Consider the following 21,105-nt stretch of genomic DNA (forward strand, 5'->3'; position numbering starts at 1 on the left):
GCGACCATCGCCTCGACAGCGGGGGAGTTCACCCCCATCCAGTTCCGCGTGCCGGGCTCGGTCACGCCGCCCGCGCCCCAGTAGAGCAGTTGCTCGTTCCCCGGCGACAGCGACAATGACCGGATGTAATGCGTCATGTCGAAATCATAGGCGTTGGTGCGTTCCTTGTACTGCGCGTCGTCGACCTTGTTCAGCGTCGCGGTGATGCCGAGCGTCTTCAGTGCCTCGATGTAGACCTGGGCTGCGGACGCCATCTCGTCCTGGCCCGTTACTAGCAGGATTTCGAAGGTGAAGGGTTCGCCCCTGGCGTTCTTCAGCACGCCATCCTCGCCCACGGTCCAGCCCGCCTCCTCCAGCAGATTCGCTGCCGCGCGGATGTTCTTGCGGTTGCTCTGATCACCGTTCGAGACCGGCAGCGCGTAGCCCTCGATCGCGCCGGGAGGCAGTTCGGCCCTGAACGGCTCCAGCAGTTCCAGCTCGCGCCCCTCTGCGGGCTTGCCGGGCTCCATCCCCAGCGAGGAATTGCCGAAATAGGACGGAATGCGGGGCAGGGCGCCGCCGTTCAGGGTCTGGTTGATGAATTCGAAGTTGAAGGCGAGGATCAGCGCCTCGCGCACGCGCCAGTCGGCGAAAAGCGGTTTGCGGGTGTTGAACGCGAAGCCCTCGATCCCCGAAGGTCGGCCATGCGGGATTTCCGCCTTGATCACCGCTCCGGACTGCACGGCGGGGAAATCGTAACTCGACAGCCATTTCGCAACGTTGGCCTCGCGGTAGGCCGAGACCTGGCCCGCCTTGAACGCCTCGAAGATCGCCTGGGGATTGGCATAATAGTCGTAGCGGATCTCGTCGAAATTCCACTGGCCCCTGTTGAAGGGCAGGTCCTTTCCCCACCAGTCCGGGTTGCGCTTGTAGGTCACTTGCACGCCAGGATCGGAGGACGCGAGGCTGTAGGGACCCGATCCGATGGGAACCTCCATCGTGGCCTCGGCGAAATCCTTGCCCTCCCACTGCGCCTTCTTGAGGATCGGGCGCAGCCCGATGATCAGTGGCAGCTCGCGGTCTTCCACGTTGAAGGTGAAGCGGACCGAGCGTTCCCCGGTCTTCTCCATCGAGGCGATCTTCGTCCAGGCGGCGGCGTAGCGCGGGTTTCCTTCCGTGCCGAGCGTCTCCATCGACCACATGACGTCCTCGACAGTCACCGGCGAGCCGTCGGAGAATCGGGCCTCGGGCCGCAGGGTGAATTCGACGTAGGTCCGGGCCGCGTCGGTGTCTATCGATTCGGCCAGAAGACCGTAGAGCGTGAAGGGTTCGTCATAGCTGCGCCCCATCAGGGTCTCGACCGTCAGGGTCGAGATGCCGAGTGCCGGGCGCCCCTTTGTGACATAGGGGTTGAAACTGTCGAAGCTGCCAGCCTCGCCCCAGCGGAAGGTTCCGCCCTTGGGCGCGTCCGGGTTCACCTGTGGCAGGGACACAAAATCCGGGGGGAGAGCGGGCTCGCCATACATAGCTATGCCGTGCATCGGCTCGGCTTGCGCGCCTGCGGCAAGAACTGCCAGCACGACCGAAAGCCCGATCCTGCGCAAAGCGGCCCTGCTTTCCCTGATCATCCCCCGATGCTCCCGTTCCCAGCGGTTGTGTTGCCGGACACTAGGACGGAGATCGTGGCAATTCAAACTTTTAGCTTGGCCATCGGCGGAGAGGGGACTATATATGACTTACTGCTCGATAGGTTTCTTGCCTGTATGAAACCTGCCTCAAAGACTTAACGCCGGCCTTGTGCCGGCGTTTTTTTCATTCGGGCTACAGGCTTCCGTTTCGCGGTTTCGCATGGCATTCATTCGCAGATGCAGCATTTGGGGGCGTGAATGACACTTTCGGGCAAGCGGGCGATCATCACCGGGTCGAACTCCGGCATCGGGCTGGGTGTGGCCGAGGCGCTGGCGGCGGCAGGGGCCGAGGTGATTCTGAACAGCTTCACCGACCGGGCGGAAGATCACGATCTGGCGCGCGACCTGGGTGCCCGCCATGGCGTTGCGGCGCGCTACATCGCTGCGGACATGTCGAAGGGGGTCGAGTGCCGCGCGCTGGTCGAGAAGGCCGGGGGCTGCGATATCCTGGTGAACAACGCGGGCATCCAGTTCGTCAGCCCCATCGAGGACTTCCCGGTCGAGAAATGGGATGCGATCCTGGCGATCAACCTGACCTCGGCCTTCCACACCACCGCTGCGGCCCTGCCCGGGATGCGGGCGCGGGGCTGGGGTCGCGTCGTCAACATCGCCTCCGCCCACGGGCTGACGGCCAGCCCCTACAAGTCGGCCTATATCGCCGCCAAGCACGGGGTCGTGGGCCTGTCGAAGACCGTGGCGCTGGAAACGGCGGGCCAGGGGATCACCTGCAACGCGATCTGCCCGGGCTATGTGCTGACCCCCCTGGTCGAGGCGCAGATCCCGGAGCAGATGAAGGTGCACGGGATGGATCGGGACACCGTGATCCGCGAGGTCATGCTCCTGCGCCAGCCCTCGCGCCAGTTCGCGACGGTGGACCAGATCGGCGGCACCACGGTCTATCTGTGCAGCCCGGCGGCGGACCAGGTGACGGGAACGACGATCAGCATCGACGGCGGCTGGACCGCGCTTTAGGCCGGGTCCTTCGGCAGGGGATAGACGAGGCCGCCCGAAACGATCAGCTTGGCGGCATCGTCGACGCCCATGTCCATCATCACCAGGTCTTTGGTCGGCACGAAGAGAAGCATTCCGCTGGTAAACGGGGTAAGCCCCACGAAAACCGCCGACATGTCAGGTCCGAGGGCGGCAAGGCGTTCGGCAAGTTCGCCCTTGGGGCGGGTCGACATGAACCCAAGCGCCCAGCTTCCGGGGCGGGGAAATTCGACCAGCACCACCTTGTCGAAGCTTTTCTCCTTCTTGTTGAAGAAGGTTTCCGCCACCTGCTTGATCGCGCTGTAGACCGAGCGGACGACCGGCATCCGTTCGACCAGGTTCTCGCCCGACCGGATCACCGAGCGGCCGATCAGCCCCTTGGCCAGCCAGCCGACGATGATGGTGACGATCAGGAAGACGAGGACACCGACGCCACGCACCGGGAATTCGTATTCCGGGCCGAACCAGCGGCCGATCAGCATGTCGGGCTGGTAGTAGGCCGGGATCAGCGGCAGAATCCAGCCGTCGATCCAGCCGATCACCGCCCAGACGAACCAGATCGTCAGCCCGATGGGCAAGACGACGACAAGACCCGTCAGGAAGCTGGCGCGCAGACTTCCCAGGAAGCCGCGGCGATGGTGCGATTGCGGTTCGGTCACGAGTGGTTGTCCCCTTCGCCGCCAATCTAGGTGTTCCCGCTGCGCTTGTGCAATGGCGTGCAGGGCCGGACACGGGAATTTCAGGGCTTCGCGGCCAGTTCCATTGCAATGGCGGCCCCGAGGCGCGCGTTGTTCAGCACCAGCGCGATATTTGACGCCAGCGAACGGCCCTTGGTCAGCTCGAAGATGCGTTGCAGAAGGAAGGGGGTGACGGCCTTGGCGGCGATGCCCTGCGCTTCGGCCTCGGCCAGGGCGGCCTCGATATGCGGCATGATTTCGGCGCGGGGAATCTCGGCGTCCACCGGGATCGGGTTGGCGACAAGCTGTCCACCGGGCAGACCCAGTCGGGTGCGCATCGAGTGGGCGGCGGCGATGTCGCGCGCATTGTCCATGCGCAGGGGCGCCTTGAGGCCCGAGGAGCGCGACCAGAAGGCCGGGAAATCGTCCTGGCCATAAGCAATAACCGGGACGCCCAGGGTTTCCAGCACTTCCAGCGTCTTCGGCAGGTCGAGGATCGCCTTGGCCCCGGCGGCGACCACGGTGACGGGGGTCTCGGCCAGTTCGCGCAGGTCGGCAGAGATGTCAAAGCTGTGCTCCGCCCCGCGATGCACCCCGCCGATGCCGCCGGTGGCGAAGACGTGGATCCCGGCCAGATGCGCGCAGATCATCGTTGCTGCGACAGTCGTGGCGCCCGTGCCGCCGGTGGCAAGACAGGCGGCGAGGTCGGCACGGGACAGCTTGGCTACACCCTTCGCCTGCCCAAGGGCGTCAAGCTGGGCCTCGGTCAGGCCGACATGGATGTGCCGGTCAAGGATCGCGATGGTCGCGGGCACGGCGCCATGCGCGCGCACCTCTGCCTCCACTTGCCGCGCCGTTTCCACATTCTGCGGGAATGGCATGCCGTGGGTAATGATCGTGCTTTCAAGCGCGACAATTGCCGCTCCGTCGGCACGCGCTTTGGCCACTTCGGGGGAAAGGATCAGGGGCAGGGTCATGAGCCGATGTCTCCGGAAACGTAGGTGGCGGCAGCGCGCAGCGCTTCGTCCAGCGCCTCTTGCCGGGGGGTGCCGCGCCGTTCGGCGACCAGATGCGCGGCCATGAACGTGTCGCCCGCCCCGGTCACGCGGGTGACAAGCACCTGCGGCGGCTGGCCTTCGATCACGCCTTTCCCCTTGCGGCCCTCGGCAGCGGGTTGGCCGCCGTTCGTGACCAATACCCGGCCCGCGCCCCGGGCGAGGAGGGCTGCCGCGGCCTCGGGTGCGGTGGCGTGGTCGGTGCAGGCAAGGATGTTGGCTTCTGCAAGGTTGACGTAGAGCGTGGCCGAGGGATGGGTGAGCAGCGGCAGAAGCCGCCCCGCCTTGCCCGGCGAGGCCGGGGCGACGCGCAGATCGGCCTTCGCGAAGTGCGGGGAGGCGGCGATCTCGGCCAGAAGGGCTTCGGTCAGGTTGCCGTCCAGCGCGATGGGCCCCGACCAAGGGGCGTCAGGACTGCCCAGACGACCATCGGCCAGCGGACGCAGGATCTTGTCGCCCGCCGCCTCCAGCGAATGCGCGTCGGCGATGGCGGCGATCAGCCCGTTCGCCCCCTCGACGCCCATGTAGCGGTCGGTCGGCAGGTCGTCGGAACGGTAGACATGCCCCGTCACCAGCCCCAGCCGGTCACAGGCGGCGATGAGTTCATCCCCCTCGGCATCGCGTCCGATGGCGGTGAGGAGGGCAGGGGTCATCCCGAAGCGGCGGAGCGTCATCGCGATGTTCATCGCCACCCCGCCTGGCAGCCGGGTGATCCGCCCCGGCACATCCGCACCGAGGTGCATCGCCGCAGGCGAGCGGCCGATGATGTCCCAGAGGACTGAACCGATGCAGAGGATGTCGGGCGCCATGCTCCTCCATCGCCGAAAGCCGCCAGCCGCGCAAGGTTGGAACTGCGGGGGCTTGCACCGGCCCGAGCGCTCGTCTATACGCGCGCCACTTCACAGGTGTCGTCGGGGCCGATGCGGGGAGAAATCCCGTGCGGTCCACCGGTTGCCCCGAAAGGGGTGAAGACGGCGGCGCCGAGGTTCAAACCGGAAAAGGATATGGCATGGCTCTTCCCGAGTTCTCCATGCGTCAGCTCCTGGAAGCTGGCGTTCACTACGGCCACCAGACCGCGCGCTGGAACCCCCGCATGGGCGAGTTCATCTATGGCGACCGCAACGGCATCCACATCATCGACCTGACCCAGACCGTGCCCATGCTGGACGCGGCTCTGAAGGTCGTGCGCGATACGGTGGCCAAGGGCGGTCGCATCCTCTTCGTCGGCACCAAGCGCCAGGCCCAGAAGCCGATCGCCGAAGCCGCCGAGAAATGCGCGCAGTACTACATGAACCACCGCTGGCTGGGCGGCACGCTGACCAACTGGAAGACCGTGTCGCAGTCGATCCAGCGCCTGAAGCAGCTGGACGAGGTTCTGGGCGCGGGCGGCGAGGGCCTGACCAAGAAAGAGCGTCTGGGCATGGAACGCGACCAGGCCAAGCTGCAGGCCAGCCTTGGCGGGATCCGCGAAATGGGCGGCACCCCGGACCTGATCTTCATCGTGGACGTGGGCAAGGAAGACCTTGCCGTCCTGGAAGCGCAGAAGCTGGGCATCCCGGTCGTGGCCGTGGTCGACACCAACTGCTCGCCCAAGGGCGTGGACTATGTGATCCCGGGCAACGACGACGCCGCGCGCGCCATCGCGATGTACTGCGATCTGATCGCCCGTGCGGCGCTTGACGGCATGTCGGCGCAGATGGGTGCGGCGGGCGTCGATCTTGGCGCGCTGGAAGCGGCCCCGGAAGAAGAAGCGGTCGCCGAAGCCGAGGCCTGAGCCCGCGGCTGTCACCAGACTTTCACCCGGCGGGCCTATCCCGCCGGGCTATCCATTCCAAGGAGTGAAACCATGACGATCACCGCCCAGATGGTGAAGGAACTGCGCGAAGCGACCGGCGCAGGCATGATGGACGCGAAGAAGGCCCTGACCGAAGTTGCGGGCGACATGGAAGCCGCCGTCGACTGGCTGCGCACCAAGGGTCTCGCGAAGGCCGCCAAGAAGGCCGACCGCGTCGCCGCCGAAGGCCTGATCGGCGTGGCCGTGTCGAACGGCAAGGGCGTCGCCGTCGAGATCAACTCGGAAACCGACTTCGTCGCCAAGAACGAGGATTTCCAGCAGCTGGTCCGCGAAGTCGCCAACGTGGCGCTGACCACCGGCGACTCGGTGGAGGTCGTCAAGGCGGCCGACCTGAACGGCAAGTCGGTCGACACCGTGATCCAGGAAGCCATCGCCCGCATCGGCGAGAACATGACCTTCCGCCGCCTGCACGTGCTGGAGGGCGACACCGTCGTCTCCTACGTCCACAACGCGGCGACCGCGGGCATGGGCAAGATCGGCGTCCTCGTCGCGCTGAAGGGCGACAAGGCCAAGGCGGAAGAGATCGGCAAGCAGTTCGCGATGCACATCGCCGCGACCTCGCCGCTGTCGCTGTCCGAAGCCACGCTGGAGCCGTCGGTGCTGGAACGCGAGCTGGCGGTGCAGACCGCCAAGGCGCTGGAAGAGAATGCCGCCTCGGCCAAGCCGAAACCCGACCAGGTGATCCACAACAACATCATCCCGGGCCGGATGAAGCGCTTCCTCGCGGAAAACACGCTTCTGGGCCAGGCCTTCGTGATCAACCCCGACCTGACCGTGGAAGCCGCGGCCAAGGAAGCGGGCGTGGAAATCACCGGCTACGCGCGCGTCGCCGTGGGCGAGGGGATCGAGAAGAAGCAGGAAGACTTTGCCGCCGAAGTGGCGAAGGCGCTTCAGGGCTGATCTGCCGAAGGGCAGGGCAGGGGGCCGGTGCAGCGATGCACCGGCCCTTTTGTCTTGGGGCAGCGGTTGTTCGGGCGTCCGCGAAATGAAGGCGGCGCGGTTCCGGGGACGAACCGCGCCGCGTGATCCTGCGCGCCCTAGGGGATGAGACGGGCGGCAGGACATGAAGTCGGCCGATTGAAAACCCGGCCTTGGGAACTAGAAACCGGAGACAGCCAGAACCCGCTGATCCGCATGACCGCCGGTTTCCCATGGGTCACTTTTCCTTCTTCCCATGCCGCCGGGGCAGGGGCGAGTGGGGAAAACCCTACCTAGCGTGCAGCCTGCGCAACCTCGGGCAGGCGCTGGAAGATCATGTTCAGAAGCGCGCCCTTGGCCACCGCCTGGGCCGTCGTCTCCACCGCCAGCGCGTCACGCGCAAGGCGCAGGTGCTTTTCCACCATCGCCGGGCTGACACCCATCAGAAGCGCCACGTCCTGCGTGGTCTTGCCATCCGCCACCCATTCCAGCGCCTCGCGCTGGCGCGGGGACAGCGCGCGGTGGCGCGACAACTGCGGCAGATGCACGATTGTCAGGTGCATCATGTTCGCCACCGCCATGATCTCCTCCTTGCGGGCGGCGAATAGCGCGTCGACCACGGCGGGGGTGACGCCCGGATCGGCGATCAGCCCAAGCGCGCCTTTCGAACGTGAGGAAACCTCGGGGAAGCTGACAGTGATCCCCGCCACAATCCCGGTCGCCGCATTGTGCCGCACGGTTTCGGCTTCCTCCGCCGACAGCCGCCCGGCCTCGAAGGCATCCTTCACCCAGGACCAGGTGCAGGCGCCGGAATTGTGCTCGGCCCAGCGGAAGACCGGGGTCTTGGCGTAGAAACCACCCTGGAAGTAGCGCTTCACATAATCGGCGTCGCAGGTCGACAGGAACAGTGCATCCTCCGGGTCGCCGATGGTCTTCAGGTGCTTGAACCTGGTGAAGCCGTAGTTCACCCGGCCGAACCCCAGCTTGGCGAACCAGGAGGTGGCGACCGCCCAGGCATCGTCGATGCTGGAGGAGGCGGCGATGCGGTTCAAAACTGCAAGTATGGTCTCGCTCATCTGTGTCTTCCCTGTTGCCCGAAGCCCTATCAGGAGGCCCTGACCTTGCGGCATTCGGAACTTGGACGTGAGATAAGGCCGGTTTCCTTGGCTTGTCTATGCCTGCCACCGTGATTTGGCCGTCAAAACGGCCGGATGACGGAAGTTGTCATCGATTCCGGGCCTTTGCGGGTCAGAGAGCAGGTGCAAGCCGGGCGATCAGCCGGGGCAGGGCGGCGTGATCGTGAAAAATGATCCTGGCCCCAAGCGCTTCGGCTGCCGCCTTCCGGTAGCCTCCGGAGTAAAGCGCCAGCGGCACCTCTGCGGCGCGCGCGGTTTCGGCATCGACCTCGCTGTCGCCGATGAAGAGCGCCCTGCCGGGCCCGAGCGCCTTCAGCGCGGCATGCAGCGGCGCCGGGTCGGGCTTGCTCTGCGGCAGGCTGTCGCCGCCGATCACCACCGGGAACAGCGGGGAAAGGTCGAAGTGTCGCAACACCGCCCGCGTCGCCCCGAGCGGCTTGTTGGTGCAGATCGCCAGCCGATGCCCGGCTTCGGAAAGGGTTGCAAGCACTGTAGATACACCCGGATAAAGCGTCGTCATATCAAAGGCTTGTTCGTAGATGCTGGCAAAGTTTTGCATCAGGTCGCACTGCAAGGCGGCATCAGGCTCGATCCCCAGATGCGCCATCGACCGGCTGACAAGCACGCCCAGACCGTTGCCGACAAACCCCCGGACGGTTTCCTGAGAAAGCGGCTGGAAGCCCTTGTTTCCGAAGACGATATTGGCGGCAGCATGGATCTGCGGCGCGCTGTCGATCAGGGTGCCGTCCAGGTCGAAGACCAGGTTCAGGGGCTCAGCCAAGCGCCGCCTCGGCTGCGGCACGGATCGCCCGGATGTTCGCACCATAGGGTGCCGGATTGTCAGCCGAGCCACCCTTGAACACGGCCGAGCCCGCCACCAGCACATCCGCGCCAGACTTCGCGGCCCAGGGCGCCGTCGTCACCGTGATCCCGCCGTCGATCTCGATATGCACCGGCCGGTCGCCGATCATGGCCCTCAGCCGGGCGATCTTCGGCAGCTGGCTCTCGATGAAGCTCTGGCCACCGAAGCCCGGGTTCACCGTCATCACGCAGACCATGTCCACCATGTCCAGAAGCTCGGCCACCGCCTCGACCGGCGTGCCGGGGTTGATGGCGATACCAGCCTTTTTCCCTAGGGCACGAATGGCTTGCAGAGTGCGGTGAATGTGCGGGCCGGCCTCGACATGGGCCGAGATCACATCGGCTCCGGCCTTGGCGAAAGCCTCAAGATAAGGATCCACCGGCGCGATCATCAGATGTACATCCATCACGCCCCTGATATGCGGTCGGAGTGCGGCACACATCGCCGGGCCGAAGGTCAGGTTCGGCACGAAATGCCCGTCCATCACGTCGACATGCACCCAGTCCGCGCCTTGCGCCTCGATCGCGCGGCATTCGGCACCGAAGTTGGCGAAATCGGCGGCGAGGATCGAGGGGGCGATCTTGATCGAACGGTCGAACATGGGGCAGGCTCCAAGGGCTCGCAGGCCTCATATAACGGCGGTTGCGGCCTTTCCAGAGCGCTTTATATTACATAATACCGATTATGCGATAATTCACTTTGCCCGTGCCGCCCTCTCCCTCAAACGAAAACGGCCCGGTCAGCACGACCGGGCCGCATTCGATATCAGCGCCAGGTTCAGCCGACGAGTTCAAGGCCCGAGAAGAAGAACGCGATCTCGCGGGCGGCCGAAGCCTCACTGTCCGAGCCGTGGACCGAGTTCTCGCCCTTCGACAGCGCGAAGTCCTTGCGGATCGTGCCGGCGGCAGCAGCGGCCGGATCGGTCGCGCCCATCACCTCGCGGTTCTTCGCAATCGCGCCTTCGCCTTCCAGCACCTGCACCACGACCGGCTCCGACGCCATGAAGGCGCACAGCTCGCCATAGAAGCCGCGCTCCTTGTGCTCGGCGTAGAAGGCACCGGCCTGGGCGGGTGTCAGGTGGATGCGCTTGGAGGCCACGACCCGCAGGCCCGCCTCCTCGAACTTGGCAACGATCTTGCCGGTCAGGTTGCGCTTGGTCGCATCGGGCTTGATGATCGACAGGGTACGTTCGGTGGCCATCGGGCTCTCCATCATTTGGGGCCTCGATGGCCCTTTTCGGATGGTCGGGCTGCTATCACGCGCAGGCGGGGTTGAAAAGATGGGCTGCGACAGGCTGCCGCCTTCCCCTCTCGGTTCCCGATTGAAATACTCGGAATATATCCACAGGAGATCGCCGTGCTTCGTCCCGTCCTGCTTGCCCTGAGCCTTGCCACCCCCTGCCTGGCCGCCCCGGAAGACCCGATCCCGCTGACCTACGCGGATTTCGAGGCTGCCGTGCCGCACATCGACTTGGCTGTCTGCCCCGAGCCGCTGGCCGCCCCGGGCCGCTTCTGCCGGATGACCAGCCATGCCGACCAGCTGAACGTCTTCGCCTTCTCCGAGGAGGGCGACCAGCCGCTTGTCGCCTTCCGCAGCTGGTCTGCCGACCTGCTGGTCGGGCTGATGGACTGACCTTGGGCGATTGACGCCGCCCGCGGCATGGTGCAATCCGCGCGCCATGCTGAAGATCGAGGACATCACCTACAATGTCGAAGGCCGCCCCCTGTTCGAGGGAGCGACTGCGACCATCCCTACCGGCCACAAGGTCGGCCTTGTCGGGCGCAACGGTGCTGGCAAGACCACGCTCTTCCGCCTGATCCGGGGCGAGCTGGCGCTGGAGGGTGGTGCGATCACCCTGCCCCAACGCGCCCGGATTGGCGGCGTGGCGCAGGAGGTGCCGTCGTCGGACACCTCGCTCTTGGACACCGTGCTGGCCGCCGATACCGAGCGCGCGGCGCTGATGGCCGAGGCGGATACCGCGCATGATCCGCACCGGATCGCCGAGATCCAGCACCGGCTGGCCGACATCGACGCCTGGTCGGCGGAAGGCCGGGCTTCCAGCATTCTCAAGGGTCTGGGCTTCGATGCTGACGAGCAGCAGATGCCATGTTCGGCCTTTTCCGGCGGCTGGCGGATGCGGGTGGCGCTGGCGGGCGTGCTCTTCGCCCAACCCGACTACCTGCTCTTGGACGAGCCGACCAACTATCTCGACCTCGAAGGCGCGCTCTGGCTGGAAAGCTACCTGCAAAAATACCCTCACACCGTGCTGATCATCAGCCATGATCGTGGCCTGCTGAACCGCGCCGTGCAGGGCATCCTGCATCTCGACAACCGGAAACTGACCTACTGGCAAGGCGGCTATGACCAGTTCGCCCGCCAGATGGCCGAACGCCGCGCGGTCCTGCAGGCCGAGGCGAAGAAGGTCGAGGCGCGGCGGGCGCATCTGCAAAGCTTCGTCGACCGCTTCAAGGCCAAGGCGTCGAAGGCGGTGCAGGCGCAAAGCCGGGTGAAGATGCTGGAAAAGCTGACCCCGATCACCGCGCCCGAGGAGGCGAAGAAGGTGGTCTTTACCTTCCCCAAGCCCGAGGAACTGGCGCCGCCGATCATCAACCTCGACGGCGCGGCGGTGGGCTATGGCGGCCCCCCGGTGCTGCGGCGGCTGAACCTGCGGATCGACCAGGACGACCGGATTGCCCTTCTGGGCAAGAACGGCGAGGGAAAATCTACTCTTTCCAAGCTTTTGGCTGGCAAACTTCAAGCATCCGAGGGCAAGCTCAACCGATCCTCCAAACTGCGGATCGGCTATTTCGCCCAGCACCAGGTCGACGAGTTGCACCTGGACGAGACGCCGCTCCAGCACATCATGCGCCTGCGCCCGGCCGAGGGTCAGCCGAAGCTGCGGGCGCGGCTGGCGGGATTCGGCCTGATGGCCGATCAGGCGGACACGGTGGTTGCCCGGCTTTCCGGCGGCCAGAAGGCGCGATTGTCACTGCTTTTGGCGACAATCGACGCGCCGCATCTGTTGATCCTCGACGAGCCCACCAACCACCTCGACATCGAAAGCCGTGAGGCGCTGGTCGAGGCGCTGACCGAATATCCCGGCGCGGTGATCCTGGTCAGCCACGACATGCACCTGCTGGGTCTGGTGGCCGACCGGCTCTGGCTGGTGAAGGGCGGCGCGGTCACGCCCTACACCGAGGACCTGGAAGCCTATCGCCGTCAGCTTCTCGCGGGCGAGGACGAGGTGAAGATCGCCGCGAAACCTATTGAAAAACCGAAGAAAGCAAGCAGAGACGAGATGCTCGCCCTGAAGGCCGAAATCCGCAAATGCGAGGAGCGGTTGGATAAGCTGAACGGCATGCGCGACAAGCTGGCCGCGAAGCTTGCCGATCCGGACCTGTACGAGGATGCCCGCAAGGGCGAGCTGGAAACCTGGAACCGGAAGTATGCCGAGCTGATGGAGGCCCTGGACAAGGCCGAGGCGCTGTGGATGGCCGCACAGGAAAGGCTGGAACTCGCCACCGCCTGATGTGTATATATTGTCGTATATACATGGAAAAGTGAAGTATATACATTCTGTTTCGAGGGCAAGCACAATGCCGATGCCGTGGACCTACCGACAGGCGACCCGCGAATGGCAGGCCTTCCTGGCCGAGGCGAAGGCCGCCATGGAGATGACGTCCGACAATGCCGCCTTCACCGCGGTCGAAGGCGTGCTGCGCGCCTTCCGCCACCGGCTGACGCCGCAGGAAGCGGTGGACTTCGCGCAGGTTCTGCCGTCGGTGCTGCGGGCGCTGTTCATCGCCGACTGGCGGCTTGACGAAGGGCCGGTCGCGCCCGGCATCCGTGCCGACTGGACCGCCGAGGCGATGGCGCTGCGGCCCGACCACAACCTGACCCCGCCGAATTGCGTCGCGGCGACCGCGCTTGCCCTGCGGAAATCGGTGCTGCGCGCGGATATTGACCGGGTGCTCGCCACCCTGCCCGCGTTTGCCGCCGACTTCTGGTCCACACCCGGCATCGACCCGGCGACCCTTGGTCCCGGGATCGTCTAAGGTTCCGCTTCCCAAAGCCCCGGTCCCCGCCTACCCTGCGGGAAACCGGAGGCCAGATGCCCGAGACCGCCTTCCTGATCACCGCTTTCGCCACGCTCTTCGTGGTGATCGACCCGCCGGGCCTTGTGCCGCTCTTCATCGCGCTGACCCGAGGCATGGGCGACGAGAAGCGCCGGGCGATGGCACGGCGGGCCTGCGTGATTGCTGCGGCACTGCTTCTTCTCTTCGGGCTTGCGGGCGAGGCGATCCTGACCTTCATCGGCATCTCGATGCCTGCCTTCCGCATCGCGGGGGGCATCCTTCTCTTCCTCACCGCGCTCGACATGCTGTTCGAGCGGCGGACCCAGCGGCGCGAAGGGCAGCAGGCGGAGCCGGACCATGACCCTTCGGTCTTCCCGCTGGCGACGCCGCTGATCGCCGGGCCGGGGGCGATTGCCTCGGTGATCCTCCTCGTCGGCCAGTCGGGGCCGGGCTGGGGCGGGACGATTGCGGTGCTGGGGCTGATGCTGGCGATGATGGCCGTGACCTGGGCCTTCCTCCTCGCCTCGCCGCCGCTGGAGCGGATGCTGGGCCGGACCGGCGTGATCGTCATCACCCGGCTTCTGGGGATGCTGCTGGCCGCGCTCTCGGTGCAATTCGTGATCGACGGGGTCAAGGGGACGGGGCTGATCGGCTGACCTTTCCAAGCGGGCGCCCTGCCCCCATATTTGCCGGAACCGGAGGTGCGGATGGACGGCGAGACCACGGCCCGGGTGGGCTATCTGGCTATCATCCTGGTCGCGCTTGGCGGCTGGGTGATGGTGGAGTTCCGGCAGCGGATGGGCCAGGCGCTGCGGATGGCGATGGCCTGGGGGCTGATCTTCGTCGGCATGATGGCGGGATACGGGCTCTGGTCCGACATCCGCCGCGACGTGATGCCGATCCAGGAGGTCGCACAGGACGGGGCGGTCGAAGTTCCCCGTTCGGCAGACGGGCACTATTACCTGACCCTGATGATCAACGGGACCGGGGTGCCGTTCATGGTCGATACCGGGGCCTCCGGCATGGTGCTGGCGGCGGGGGATGCGGAGAAGCTGGGGATCGACCCGGCGGGGCTGAGCTACATGGGCCAGGCCACCACGGCGAACGGGGTGGTCCGGACGGCACGGGTGACGCTGCCGCTGGTCGAGCTGGGGCCGTTCCGGAACGAGGATTTCGGGGCCTTCGTGACCGAGGGGGAGCTGGACCAGTCGCTGCTCGGGATGGACTACCTGGGGCAGTTCCGGATGGAGTTCGACGGGGGAAAGCTGGTTCTCCGGCAATAGTGTCCACGGTGGACAGATTTTTGGAGCCAATGTTTTCAATGCCTTGCCTGCGGACATTAACCCGATCTTCACAAACGGATCACGCCTGACGCGGCGGACTTTCGGCCTTCTTTTCCCAGCGGCCCGTCTCCTCGGACCAGTATTGCGCGGGGTGACCTGCGGTGGTCACCGTCTTCCACTGCACGCGGGCGGCTTGCAGGCGGGCAGTATCGTTGCCGTCGAACAGGACCCAGACCCGTTCCATCGCGGCGATCTCGGCATCCGTCGCCTCGGCCCCGTCGACCAGCGCCAGCACCTTCGCGCCGTTGACCGGCCCCCCTTGTCCAAGAAGCACAGGTTGGTCGGCATCCTGCGGGCCGCCCTCCAACCCGTGCGGCAGGAAACTTTCGTCCCCACCCTTGAGCCAGAGCGCGGCGTCAAGCTGGTCGAGGGCGGCGGGATCGGTGCCGCGCACCATGACGCGCCAGCCCTGCGCCAGCGCGCGCGGCGCGTTGATCGCCAGCGTATCGGCGGGGGCCGACTGCATCAGGTGGAAGAACATCACCGTGCCCATCAGCCCGTGCCCTGCCTCACTTCTCGAACCGGTCGCGGATCAGCCGGTCGAGCGCCATCACCCCCCAGCCGGTTGCACCTTTCGGCGCAAGCGTGGTGTCGGCCTTCAAAAGCGCGGTCCCGGCGATGTCGAGGTGGCACCAGGGTACGTCCGGCTTGACGAAGCGTTGCAGGAACTGCGCGGCAGTGATCGAGCCACCGTCGCGACCGCCGACGTTCATCATGTCGGCGATCCGCGACTTCAGCTTCTGGTCATAGGCATCGCCCATCGGCATCCGCCAGGCGCCCTCGCCTTCGGCCTTCGCGGCGGCAAGGAAGGCGTTGCAGAGATCGTCGTTGTTGGAGAAGACGCCGGTATTCTCATGGCCCAGTGCCACGATGATCGCGCCTGTCAGCGTGGCAAGGTCGATCATGCCGGTCGGCTTGAAGCGTTCCTGCGCGTACCAGAGGACATCGGCCAGGACGAGGCGGCCTTCGGCGTCGGTGTTGATCACCTCGATCGTGTCGCCCTTCATCGAGCGGACCACGTCGCCCGGGCGCTGCGCGCGACCGTCGGGCATGTTTTCCACCAGCCCCACGAGGCCCACGACATTCGCCTTGGCCTTGCGGAGCGCCAGCGTGCGCATCACCCCGGCGACGGTGCCCGCGCCGCCCATGTCCATCGTCATCTCTTCCATGCCCGCGGCCGGCTTGATCGAGATGCCGCCGGTGTCGAAGACCACGCCCTTGCCGATCAGCGCGAAGGGGCTCTCGCCCTTCTTGCCGCCATGCCATTGCATGACGACGACCTTGGATGGGCTTTCCGACCCCTGCCCCACGCCCAGAAGCGCGCGCATGCCGAGCTTGGTGAGGTCTTCCTCCTCGAGGATCTCGACATCAAGGCCAAGCTCCTGCATCGCGGCCAGTCGGGCGGCAAAGTCGTGGGTGGTCAGGATGTTGGCCGGTTCGTTCACGAGGTCGCGGGTGAAGAACACGCCTTCCGCCACGGCAGCCATCGGGGCGGCGGCTTTCGCGACAGCCTCGGGGTTCGTGGCCATGAGCGTGACCGGGCCCGGCACGGTCTTTTCGCCGGTCTTGTGGCTGTCGAACTCATAGGCGCGCATCGCGAGGCCGAAGGCGATGTCGGCGGCGCGGTCGTGCCCCTCGGCCAGCACCAGAGAACCGCCCGCCCCATGGCTGCGCCCCACGGCGGCCCCGGCCTTGCGGGCCTGCGTCTGGTCGGCCTTCTTGCCCAAGCGGATCAGTTGCACCGCATCGGCGGCAACGCCCGGAGGATAGGCGAGGTCCATCGCCTCGCCCGGTTTCAGCTTTCCGAAGGCTTCCGACCCCGTTGCCCGGGCCAGCGCACCCTTCGTCAACCGGTCCAGGCGACGGAAGCCGGGGCTTTGCGGCTGGCCCGCGTCGGCCAGGACCGCGATGCGGCCCTTCTGGCTGGCAAGCGCTTCAAGGTCGGTGGCCTGGAACTGGATCGGCAGGGGTTTCGGCATCATGCACTCGCTGTCAAGGTGAGGGTGCCACGACTTCGGCGGCGACTTGCCGGGACGCTACAACCGGGCGGGCAGATTGGCCAGATAGCAGTTTTCGCGGTCGGCGAATTCCGTTAGGGTCGCCGCAACATCTTGTAGGGGCCGGGTCGGGCGTGTCTAGATTCGACAGATATCTCTTGTCGCAACTGCTCGCGCTGTTTGGCTTTTTCGCCCTGGTGCTGGTTGCGGTCTACTGGGTGAACCGGGCGGTGGGGCTGTTCGACCAGCTGATCGGCGACGGTCAGTCGGCCCTCGTCTTCCTGGAGTTCTCGCTTCTGACCCTGCCGAACGCGATCCGGCTGGTGCTGCCGGTCGCGGCCTTCGCTTCGGCGGTCTATGTGACGAACCGGCTGATGCAGGAAAGCGAGCTGGTGGTGATGCAGGCGACGGGGTTTTCCGCCTTTCGCCTGGCGCGGCCGGTCTTCTACTTCGGGCTTTCCGTCATGGTGATGCAACTGGTGCTGGCCAATGTCCTGGTTCCGGCCAGCCAGCGCATCCTGAGCGAACGATCCGAGGAGATTTCGCAGAACGTGACGGCGCGGTTCCTGACCGCCGGGCAGTTCATGCACCCGTCCAAGGGGATCACGCTTTACATCCGGGAAATCAGCCCGCGGGGCGAGCTTCTGGACCTGTTCCTGTCCGACGAACGCGCCGAGGGGGTGCGGGCGATCCATTCGGCGCGCAAGGCGTTCCTGGTGCGCGGCGAGGTGGCGCCGAAGCTCGTCATGGTCGACGGCTCGACCCAGACGCTGACGCGGGCGGACCAGCGGATGGCGGTGACGCGGTTTTCCGACTTCACGCTGGATCTCGCCGGGCTGGTGCAGGTCGACGAGACCGGGCAGATCGCGCTGAACGCCCTGCCCACACGGGCGCTGCTGGAGGCTTCGCCCGAGGCGATGGCGGCGACGGGGTCGACCGAGGCGCAGCTTCTGGAGGAAGGCCATACGCGGCTTGCCGGGCCCATGATGGCGGTGGCCGCGCCGCTTCTGGGCTTTGCGGCGCTGATGCTCGGCACCTTCTCGCGCTTTGGCCTCTGGTGGCAGATGGCGCTGGCGGTGGGGATGCTGATCGGGATGCAGCTGGCCTGGACCTGGGGCGGCAGCGTGGCCGTGGCATCGGCCGCCGCCTGGCCCGCGGTCTACCTTGCGCCGGTCCTGGGCCTTCTGGTGGCGACGGGTCTTCTGTGGCAGGCGCAGCGACCGCGACGGCGGCGGAGCGTGGCGGCATGACGCTGAACCTCTACATCGCGCGGCGGTTCCTGGGCACGGTGGGGCGGGTGTTCCTGGCCTTCTTCGCGATCCTGATGCTGATCGACATGATCGAACAGCTGCGCCGGTTTTCCGATGCGGGAATCGGGCTCGCGGGGGCGGCGCACCTGTCGCTCCTGAGCGTGCCCGAGACGATGTACCGCATCCTGCCGCTGATCATGGTGATGGGAGCGATCGCCAATTTCCTGGGGCTGGCGCGGTCGTCCGAGCTGGTGGTGGTGCGGGCGGCGGGGCGGTCGGGGCTGCGGTTCCTGCTGACGCCCTTGCTGGTGTCAGTGGCGCTGGGGCTTCTGGCGGTGGCGCTGTTCAACCCGCTGGTCGCGGCGACGTCCAAGGCCTATGACGACATGCGCTCGGAACTGAGCCAGGGCGGGCGCTCGGTCCTGTCGGTGGCGGATACCGGCCTGTGGCTTCGGCAGGGCTCGACGGACGGGCAGACGGTGATCCAGGCGGCGCGGTCGAACCTGGACGGGACCGAGCTGTTCGGCGTGACGTTCCTCGGGTTCGACACCGATGGCAGGCCCACGCGGCGGGTGGAGGCGGAGAGCGCGAAACTGGTCGAAGGCGCCTGGGAGCTGACGGGGACCAAGACCTGGGACCTCGCCAGCCCGAACCCGGAGCTGACGGCGGTGGTGGCGGAGGGGCCGCTGGCGCTGCCCTCGGACCTCACGCCCGAGCGCATCCGCGACAGTTTCGGCACGCCTTCGGCGATCGCCTTCTGGGACCTGCCGGGCTATATCGGCGATCTGGAACGCGCGGGCTTCTCGGCGCGGGCCTACAAGCTGTGGTACCAGATGGAACTTGCCCTGCCGATGCTGATGGCCGCGATGGTGCTGGTCGCGGCGGGCTTCACCATGCGGCATGTCCGGCTGGGGGGCACCGGCCGGATGGTGCTTTATGCGCTGCTGGCGGGCTTCGGCTTCTATTTCCTGCGCAACTTCGCCCAGGCCCTGGGCGACAGCGGGCAGATTCCCGTCCTGCTGGCGGCCTGGAGCCCGCCGGTCGCGGCGGTGATGCTGTCGCTGGGGCTGCTTCTGCACCTGGAGGACGGCTGAGATGGCACGTCTTCTGGCGCTGGTCGCCCTGCTGATCGGCCTTGTCCTGCCCGCCCTCGCGCAGGAGCGGGCGACGCTTGTTTCGGACAGCCTTCAGATCACCGGCGACACCCGGCTGATCGCGGACGGCAATGTCGAGGTGTTCTTCAAGGGCCGCCGCCTGAAGGCCAGCCGCATCGTCTTTGACCAGGCGACCGACCGGCTGGAGATCACCGGGCCCATCGTGCTGACCGAGGAAAGCGGCAACACGCTGATCCTGGCCAGCCAGGCCGACCTGTCGGCGGACATGTCGGAAGGCATCCTGACCAGCGCGCGACTGGTGCTGAACCAGCAGTTGCAGCTGGCGGCGAGCAAGATGATGCGCGTCGCCGGGCGCTATACCGCGTTGCAGACGGTGACGGCATCGTCCTGCAAGGTCTGCAAGGGCGACCCGACGCCCTTGTGGGAAATCCGCGCACGCCGGGTGGTGCATGACGAGGTCGAGCGGCAGATCTATTTCGACCGCGCCCAGTTCCGGCTGGCCGGGGTGCCTGTCCTTTATATCCCCCGTCTCAGGATGCCCGATCCGACGCTGAAACGCGCGACCGGCTTCCTGATGCCCACCATCCGCACCACGTCGGATCTGGGGACCGGGATCAAGCTGCCCTATTTCATCGTGCTGGGGAAATCGGCCGACCTGACCCTGACCCCCTATGTGACCACCAAGAACAGCGAAACGCTGGACCTGCGCTACCGCCAGGCTTTCGCCACCGGCCTGATCGAGGCGACCGGGTCGGTCAGCCGCGACGATCTGATCCCCGGCAAGACGCGCGGATACCTGCGGGTCAAGGGCGCATTCACCCTTCCCGAACGGTTCCTGCTGACGTTTGACGGCCAGACCGTGACCGACCCCGCCTACATGCTGGACTACGGGATCGGCAACGAAGACCGGCTGGACAGCCGGGTCGAGATCAAGCGCACGCGGCGCAACGAGCATATCTCGGCCAGGGTGATCAGTTTCCAGAGCCTGCGCGACGACGAGGACAATACCACGATCCCGACCGTGGTCGCCGACCTGACCTTCCACCGCCGCTTCTCGCTCGGGCCGCTTGGCGGCGAAGGCGGGCTTCGGTTGCAGACCCACAACCACTATCGCAGCTCGACCGACCCGCTTGATGCCGATGGCGACGGCATCGCCGACGGCCGCGACGTCGGCAGGATCTCGGCGCGGATCGACTGGCGGCGCAGTTTCCTTCTGCCCCTGGGGATCGAGGGCACCGTGCTTGGCGAAGTCACCGCCGACGCCTATTCGATCGCCGACGATGCGACCTATGCCGGCAATACCACCCGCACCCACGGCTCGGCCGGGGTGGAACTGCGCTGGCCCTGGGTCAAGAGCGGGGCAAACGGCGCGACCCATGTGATCGAACCGGTGGTGCAGCTCCTGTTCTCCTCCTCGACCGCGGAAAGCCTGCCGAACGAGGATTCCGCGCTGGTCGAGTTCGACGAGGGCAACCTCTTTGCGCTGGACCGCTTTCCGGGGTCGGACGCGGTGGAGCGGGGCCCGCGCGCGAATGTCGGCGTGACCTGGACGCGCTTTGATCCGCAGGGCTGGTCGATGGGCGTGACCGTCGGTCGGGTGTTCCGCGAGGCCGATCTTGGCCAGTTCGGGGTCGGCTCCGGGCTGGCGGGGGCGCAGTCCGACTGGCTGGCGGCGGTGAATTTCACCCTGGCCGACGGGCTGGCGCTGACCGGGCGGCTGGTCATGGATGATGACATGAGCCTGACCAAGGGTGAAGCAAGGGTGACGTTGAACGGGCCGAAGACTTCGGTCGCGACCTCGATGATCTGGGCGGTGGCCGACCCGCTGGAGAACCGGCCCGATCCGACGCGCGAGCTGTCGGTGGATGCCCGGCGCAAGCTGAACCCCAACTGGACCGCCACCTTCTCGGGCCGCTACGATTTCGTCGCCGATCAGGGCACGGTGGCCGGGCTCGGTCTGGAGTTCCTGAACGAATGCGTGCGGTTTGATGTTTCCCTCTCGCGTCGCTTCACGTCATCCACTAGTGTGAACCCGACGACGGATTTCGGCCTGTCGCTGGATCTTGTGGGCTTCGGCAGCGGCGTGACCGGCGGTCCGGCACGGACCTGTCGGCAATAGGGCTGGCGACGGAAACGGCGGGCAAAGACCCGCGGGTTGAGGAAG

21 protein-coding genes are annotated in these 21,105 nt (G+C 66.3%); 11 read left to right on the plus strand and 10 right to left on the minus strand.

The window, feature by feature from the left end:
* Positions 1-1,607, minus strand: a 1,607-nt coding sequence (locus tag JNL31_RS02415; RefSeq protein ID WP_294969449.1) for an extracellular solute-binding protein, incomplete at its 3' end; no start/stop codon positions are given.
* 258 nt (positions 1,608-1,865) lie between these two features.
* Between JNL31_RS02415 and JNL31_RS02420 the strand changes: the two genes are divergently transcribed.
* Positions 1,866-2,639 carry a 3-hydroxybutyrate dehydrogenase gene (locus tag JNL31_RS02420; RefSeq protein WP_294969452.1) on the plus strand — a complete coding sequence of 258 codons (774 nt, stop codon included), beginning with the start codon at positions 1,866-1,868 and terminating at the stop codon, positions 2,637-2,639.
* Here JNL31_RS02420 and JNL31_RS02425 read toward each other — a convergent pair.
* The 3 genes from JNL31_RS02425 to JNL31_RS02435 form a co-directional block, all read right to left on the minus strand.
* Positions 2,636-3,316 (minus strand): DUF502 domain-containing protein, encoded by a 681-nt coding sequence (locus JNL31_RS02425; RefSeq protein WP_294969455.1) that lies wholly within the window; start codon positions 3,314-3,316, stop codon positions 2,636-2,638. The genes JNL31_RS02420 and JNL31_RS02425 overlap by 4 nt on opposite strands.
* Positions 3,317-3,396: 80 nt before the next feature.
* The gene (locus JNL31_RS02430) at positions 3,397-4,311 is read right to left on the minus strand and encodes a pseudouridine-5'-phosphate glycosidase (RefSeq protein WP_294969459.1); all 915 of its coding nucleotides are present in this window, start codon (positions 4,309-4,311) and stop codon (positions 3,397-3,399) included.
* Complete coding sequence (locus JNL31_RS02435) at positions 4,308-5,198, minus strand: PfkB family carbohydrate kinase (RefSeq protein WP_294969461.1); 891 nt, start codon at positions 5,196-5,198, stop codon at positions 4,308-4,310. The genes JNL31_RS02430 and JNL31_RS02435 overlap by 4 nt, the downstream gene beginning before the upstream one ends.
* A gap of 200 nt (positions 5,199-5,398) precedes the next feature.
* Here JNL31_RS02435 and rpsB point away from each other — a divergent pair, with 200 nt between their 5' ends.
* The gene (gene rpsB, locus JNL31_RS02440) at positions 5,399-6,163 is read left to right on the plus strand and encodes a 30S ribosomal protein S2 (protein WP_294969464.1); all 765 of its coding nucleotides are present in this window, start codon (positions 5,399-5,401) and stop codon (positions 6,161-6,163) included.
* Between the two features lie 72 nt (positions 6,164-6,235).
* Positions 6,236-7,144, plus strand: coding sequence for a translation elongation factor Ts (gene tsf, locus JNL31_RS02445; RefSeq protein WP_294969467.1), 909 nt, complete (start codon positions 6,236-6,238; stop codon positions 7,142-7,144).
* A gap of 311 nt (positions 7,145-7,455) precedes the next feature.
* Here the strand turns inward: tsf and JNL31_RS02450 are convergent, their stop codons facing one another.
* The 4 genes from JNL31_RS02450 to ndk form a co-directional block, all read right to left on the minus strand.
* Positions 7,456-8,238 carry a LuxR family transcriptional regulator gene (locus JNL31_RS02450; protein ID WP_294969470.1) on the minus strand — a complete coding sequence of 261 codons (783 nt, stop codon included), beginning with the start codon at positions 8,236-8,238 and terminating at the stop codon, positions 7,456-7,458.
* Between the two features lie 172 nt (positions 8,239-8,410).
* Positions 8,411-9,079, minus strand: coding sequence for a phosphoglycolate phosphatase (gph, locus tag JNL31_RS02455; protein WP_294969473.1), 669 nt, complete (start codon positions 9,077-9,079; stop codon positions 8,411-8,413).
* Positions 9,072-9,761, minus strand: a complete 690-nt coding sequence (gene rpe / locus JNL31_RS02460) for a ribulose-phosphate 3-epimerase (RefSeq protein WP_294969476.1) — start codon at positions 9,759-9,761, stop codon at positions 9,072-9,074. The genes gph and rpe overlap by 8 nt, the downstream gene beginning before the upstream one ends.
* Before the next feature lie 176 nt (positions 9,762-9,937).
* Positions 9,938-10,360, minus strand: a complete 423-nt coding sequence (ndk, locus tag JNL31_RS02465; RefSeq protein ID WP_294969479.1) for a nucleoside-diphosphate kinase — start codon at positions 10,358-10,360, stop codon at positions 9,938-9,940.
* A gap of 156 nt (positions 10,361-10,516) precedes the next feature.
* Here ndk and JNL31_RS02470 point away from each other — a divergent pair, with 156 nt between their 5' ends.
* The 5 genes from JNL31_RS02470 to JNL31_RS02490 all read left to right on the plus strand — a co-directional run bounded on the left by JNL31_RS02470 (position 10,517) and on the right by JNL31_RS02490 (position 14,519).
* Entirely contained in the window at positions 10,517-10,792 is a 276-nt protein-coding gene (locus JNL31_RS02470) for a hypothetical protein (protein ID WP_294969482.1), read from the plus strand.
* A gap of 46 nt (positions 10,793-10,838) precedes the next feature.
* Positions 10,839-12,689: an ABC-F family ATP-binding cassette domain-containing protein gene (locus JNL31_RS02475; protein ID WP_294969485.1), complete on the plus strand. Its 1,851-nt coding sequence runs from the start codon at positions 10,839-10,841 to the stop codon at positions 12,687-12,689.
* Positions 12,690-12,762: 73 nt separating this feature from the next.
* Positions 12,763-13,215: a DUF2267 domain-containing protein gene (locus tag JNL31_RS02480; RefSeq protein WP_294969487.1), complete on the plus strand. Its 453-nt coding sequence runs from the start codon at positions 12,763-12,765 to the stop codon at positions 13,213-13,215.
* Positions 13,216-13,271: 56 nt separating this feature from the next.
* Complete coding sequence (locus tag JNL31_RS02485) at positions 13,272-13,892, plus strand: MarC family protein (protein ID WP_294969490.1); 621 nt, start codon at positions 13,272-13,274, stop codon at positions 13,890-13,892.
* Positions 13,893-13,943: 51 nt separating this feature from the next.
* Entirely contained in the window at positions 13,944-14,519 is a 576-nt protein-coding gene (locus JNL31_RS02490; protein ID WP_294969492.1) for a TIGR02281 family clan AA aspartic protease, read from the plus strand.
* A gap of 79 nt (positions 14,520-14,598) precedes the next feature.
* On the opposite strand, the gene JNL31_RS02495 is transcribed toward JNL31_RS02490, so the two are convergent.
* Both JNL31_RS02495 and JNL31_RS02500 read right to left on the minus strand, forming a co-directional pair.
* A complete protein-coding gene (locus JNL31_RS02495) occupies positions 14,599-15,072 on the minus strand; it encodes a DNA polymerase III subunit chi (protein ID WP_294969495.1) in 474 nt (157 codons plus the stop codon).
* Between the two features lie 16 nt (positions 15,073-15,088).
* Positions 15,089-16,558, minus strand: coding sequence for a leucyl aminopeptidase (locus tag JNL31_RS02500; RefSeq protein WP_294969499.1), 1,470 nt, complete (start codon positions 16,556-16,558; stop codon positions 15,089-15,091).
* Between the two features lie 152 nt (positions 16,559-16,710).
* Between JNL31_RS02500 and lptF the strand changes: the two genes are divergently transcribed.
* From lptF to lptD, 3 genes are read left to right on the plus strand one after another with little or no spacing between them, the layout of a single operon-like run.
* On the plus strand, positions 16,711-17,826 hold the full coding sequence (gene lptF / locus JNL31_RS02505) for an LPS export ABC transporter permease LptF (RefSeq protein WP_294969501.1): 1,116 nt from the start codon (positions 16,711-16,713) through the stop codon (positions 17,824-17,826).
* Complete coding sequence (lptG, locus tag JNL31_RS02510) at positions 17,823-18,920, plus strand: LPS export ABC transporter permease LptG (RefSeq protein ID WP_294969794.1); 1,098 nt, start codon at positions 17,823-17,825, stop codon at positions 18,918-18,920. The genes lptF and lptG overlap by 4 nt, the downstream gene beginning before the upstream one ends.
* Position 18,921: 1 nt before the next feature.
* Complete coding sequence (gene lptD, locus JNL31_RS02515) at positions 18,922-21,060, plus strand: LPS assembly protein LptD (RefSeq protein ID WP_294969504.1); 2,139 nt, start codon at positions 18,922-18,924, stop codon at positions 21,058-21,060.
* Positions 21,061-21,105: the final 45 nt, after the last annotated feature.

This window comes from Tabrizicola sp. (assembly GCF_016792905.1).
Taxonomy (GTDB): Bacteria; Pseudomonadota; Alphaproteobacteria; order Rhodobacterales; family Rhodobacteraceae; genus Tabrizicola.